5 protein-coding genes are annotated in these 4,073 nt (G+C 39.9%); all 5 read right to left on the reverse strand.

Annotated elements, in window-relative coordinates:
- Positions 1-254 (reverse strand): adenylyltransferase/cytidyltransferase family protein (locus V7083_RS09710; RefSeq protein ID WP_335477324.1); only part of this gene is annotated, 254 nt, incomplete at its 3' end.
- A gap of 30 nt (positions 255-284) precedes the next feature.
- Positions 285-1,205: a tRNA pseudouridine(55) synthase TruB gene (truB, locus tag V7083_RS09715; protein WP_335477325.1), complete on the reverse strand. Its 921-nt coding sequence runs from the start codon at positions 1,203-1,205 to the stop codon at positions 285-287.
- A 55-nt stretch (positions 1,206-1,260) separates the two neighbouring features.
- Positions 1,261-1,635 carry a 30S ribosome-binding factor RbfA gene (gene rbfA, locus V7083_RS09720; RefSeq protein WP_335477326.1) on the reverse strand — a complete coding sequence of 125 codons (375 nt, stop codon included), beginning with the start codon at positions 1,633-1,635 and terminating at the stop codon, positions 1,261-1,263.
- 17 nt (positions 1,636-1,652) lie between these two features.
- Entirely contained in the window at positions 1,653-1,934 is a 282-nt protein-coding gene (locus V7083_RS09725; protein ID WP_335477327.1) for a DUF503 domain-containing protein, read from the reverse strand.
- The coding region (gene infB, locus V7083_RS09730) for a translation initiation factor IF-2 (protein WP_335477328.1) at positions 1,931-4,073 on the reverse strand (2,143 nt) is incomplete at its 5' end. The genes infB and V7083_RS09725, both read right to left, overlap by 4 nt.

The following is a 4,073-nucleotide window of genomic DNA, read 5'->3' on the forward strand; positions in this document are numbered from 1 at the left end:
ATTATATTTATTTTTTCCTGTAATGGGGTGATAAACTGAACATGTTGTTTATTTTTCCCTAATACAACTGAAGGATGGGGATCAAAAGTCATAACCGCACTTTTCATACCATTTACATTTGCAACCCTTTTGGCCTCCATTATCACCTCTTGATGACCACGGTGGACTCCGTCAAAATAACCCAGGGCCATTACCAATGGAGGAAATTCATCTGTATTTATGTTTAATGGAAAACTAAGCCTCTTCACTTCCAATAGAAACTCACCTTTTCTAATCCGTAACCTTTATTCTTGATCATTCCTTAAAACCTTCAATGGTTTTAAAAGATCTGGCTTATTTGGATGCTTTGCATAAATGGCCAGCGCAATTCCATTATCAGTTTCAGCAATAATCGGTCCGTTACAATTTTTTAAATGTTCTGGAATACTTAATAGTGCACCATTTTTCACTTTCTCTGCTACTTTATCATTAATTATTAATTTCGGCAAATGAGAAAGCGCAGTTTCTAATGGTTTTAACACTGATTCAATTTTACCTTCTGCCGCTAAAGTTTCAATTTCTGAAAATGTGAAGCAATCATTTAAGGAAAAGGAGGCCGATTGAATTCTTGTTAAAAAAGACATATGTGCAGGGTATCCTAAAGCCTCCCCTATCATGACTGCCAATGTTCTAATATACGTACCTTTACTACAATGCACTCGAAAACGGAAACTGATTGTCTCTCCGGAAAACTCTGTTCGATCATCTAATAGTTCGTTGGAATAAATCATGACCTTCCTAGTTGGACGCTCCACTTCGATTCCTTTTCTAGCGTACTCGTAAAGACGAATTCCCCCAACCTTTACGGCTGAAAACATCGGCGGAGTTTGTTCGATTTCCCCTGTGAGAGCTTCCAGCACCTTGCTGATTTCTTCCCGATGAATCACTCTATCAACGTTTTTTTTCTCCACTATTTCTCCAGAAGCATCCTCAGTAGTTGTGGAAAATCCGAGGGTTACTTCACCTTCATAAGCTTTTCCAGCATCGGTGATATATTCCGCCACTTTTGTCGCTTTCCCAATACAAATAGGAAGAACCCCTGTAACATCGGGATCAAGTGTACCAGTATGTCCAACTTTCTTCGTTTTTAAAATTTTTCTTAATTTAAATACACAATCATGACTTGTCAGCCCGGCAGGCTTATATAATGGCAAAATTCCTTCCACCCATCAACACTTCCTTTCTAACCGAAAAAAATGGATAGACAAATGTCTATCCACTCTACTCTTCTTCATTCGTCGTTTCCAATGGTTTATCATCGGAATGAAGTTGATGAAGAAGGGTTTCAATTCGATTTCCATAATCTATGGATTCATCAAATTCAAAAATAATTTCAGGTGTTTTTCGGAGCCGGATCCGATGGCCAATTTCAGTTCTGATAAATCCTTTTGCTTTGGCCAATCCTTTTAAGGTGTTTTCCTTTTGCTCGTCATCACCCAATACAGAAATAAACACTTTTGCCTGTTGAAGATCTCCGCTGACTTGAACATCCGTTACCGTCACAAAACCAATCCGTGGATCTTTTAGCTTGCGGCCGATAATATCGCTCAATTCCTTTTTCATTTGTTCTCCAACACGGTTCGCTCTAAGGCTCATCCTATTCACCTCTTAACTTAAAGCCATTCAAACTCGGTGATCGTCCTCTCTATTTCAGGAAACGAGTCAATAAATTTTAGAGCATTTTGCAACTCCAGCTCAGTAGAACTATGAGCTGCCGTTACTGCTACTATGGCTATTTTTGTCCTTTGCCATACATCCTGATAATCCACTTCAGCAACAGAAATATTAAATTTTTGTTTTAAGCGGGTGAGGATTCGCTGTAGGACAGCTCGTTTTTCCTTTAATGAATGTGCATCATAGATGACACATTCACAAACGACTGAGCCAAAAATCATTTGCGCTCTATTTCTTCCATTACATAAGCTTCAATGATATCTCCTTCTTTAATATCATTAAAGTTTTTAATGGTTACACCACATTCGTAGCCTTGTGCTACTTCTTTTGCATCGTCTTTATAACGTTTTAAGGCATCAATCGTTCCTTCAAAAATGACGACACCATCACGAATCACTCGCACGCCACTATCGCGGGTAATTTTACCGTCAATCACATATGAACCAGCAATGGTTCCAACTTTTGACACTTTAAATGTTTGGCGAACTTCTGCCTGACCAATAATTTTTTCTTCAAATTCTGGATCAAGCATACCCTTCATGGCAGCTTCGATTTCTTCAATCACTTTATAAATGATTCTATGAAGACGGACGTCTACCTTTTCAGCATCTGCAGCACGTTTGGCATTCGCATCAGGACGAACATTAAACCCAATGACAATTGCATTAGACGCGGAAGCAAGGCTGATATCTGATTCATTAATCGCACCTGTTCCGTTATGAATGATTTTAATATTGACACCTTCAACATCGATTTTTAGCAAGGATGCGGCAAGTGCTTCAGCAGATCCTTGAACATCTGCTTTAATGATAATATTTAGATCCTTCATTTCGCCTTGTTTCAATTGTTCAAACAAATTATCAAGGCTGACGCGGGATTTTTCGCCACGTTGTGCAGCAATTGCCTGCTGAGAACGTGCTTCCCCAACTTGGCGGGCAGTTTTTTCATCATCGAAAACAACAAATCGGTCACCAGCTTGTGGTACATCACTTAACCCGGTAATTTCAACAGGTGTAGATGGACCAGCCTCTTTTACTCGGCGCCCAAGATCGTTAACCATTGCACGAACACGACCATGTGTGTTACCTACAACGATTGGATCTCCAATCTTTAACGAACCGTTTTGCACAAGCAATGTGGCAACAGATCCACGGCCCTTATCTAATTTAGCTTCGATAACAGTACCAACGGCATTTCGTTTTGGATTTGCTTTATATTCTTCCACTTCACTGACTAATAAAATCATTTCTAACAAATTATCGATTCCTTCGCCTGTTTTAGCAGAAAGAGGAACAAATATGGTATCTCCACCCCAAGCCTCTGAAACCAACCCATGCTCTGTTAACTCTTGCATGACACGGTCCACATTTGCATCAGGTTTATCCATTTTGTTGACAGCAACGATGATCGGAACTTCAGCCGCTTTTGCATGGTTAATGGCTTCTACTGTTTGTGGCATAACTCCATCATCTGCTGCTACTACAAGGATGGTAATATCAGTGATTTGAGCTCCACGAGCACGCATGGTTGTAAATGCAGCGTGTCCTGGTGTATCAAGGAACGTAATTTTCTTTCCATTTTCTACTACCTGATAGGCACCGATATGCTGGGTAATCCCACCTGCTTCTCCCTCGGTAACTTTCGTATTTCGAATTGAGTCCAAGAGAGTCGTTTTGCCGTGGTCAACGTGACCCATAATGGTTACAACAGCTGGCCGCTCAATTAAATCCCCCGAAGCATCTTCAGTAAAATAAATTTCTAGGTCAGTGGTGTCAACTTTAATTTCTTCTTCAACTTCGACCCCATATTCGCCGGCAATTAATTCAATTGCATCTTTATCCAACTCTTGGTTGATTGTTGCCATTACCCCTAGTAAAAAGAGCTTTTTAATAATTTCCGATGGCTCTCTGTGCAGTTTTTTGCCAAGTTCAGCAACTGTTAAAGAATCGCTAAAGGTAATTTTGGTAGGGAGTTCTTTTTCTTTCTTCTTTTGTGGAGCCGCCACTTGTTGGACTGGCGCTTGATTTCGCTTTTTATTATGATGATGATTGCGATTTTGTTGGAAGTTTTGTGGCTTATTTTTTGATTTCCCTGGTTGGAAAGCCTTATTTTCCTTTGATTGAGACGCTTGATCGTGCTTTTTGCCCTCTTTTGCTTTTGGAGCAACTGCAACTTTCACCTTATTTGACACAGCTAAAGTCTCTTCATCTTCTAATGTAGAAGAAGTTGTTTTAGCCTGAACCTGAGGCTTTTGTGCATTTTTCTGTTGTGCAGGACGAGCATTGCCATTTGGTCGATTTTGCCCTGCTGTGTTTCCGGTTTTTGGCTGTGATTGACTGTTTTCCTTTTTATTGTAAACA

The organism is Bacillus sp. JJ1764, from assembly GCF_036962145.1.
Classification (GTDB): Bacteria; Bacillota; Bacilli; order Bacillales; family Cytobacillaceae; genus Neobacillus.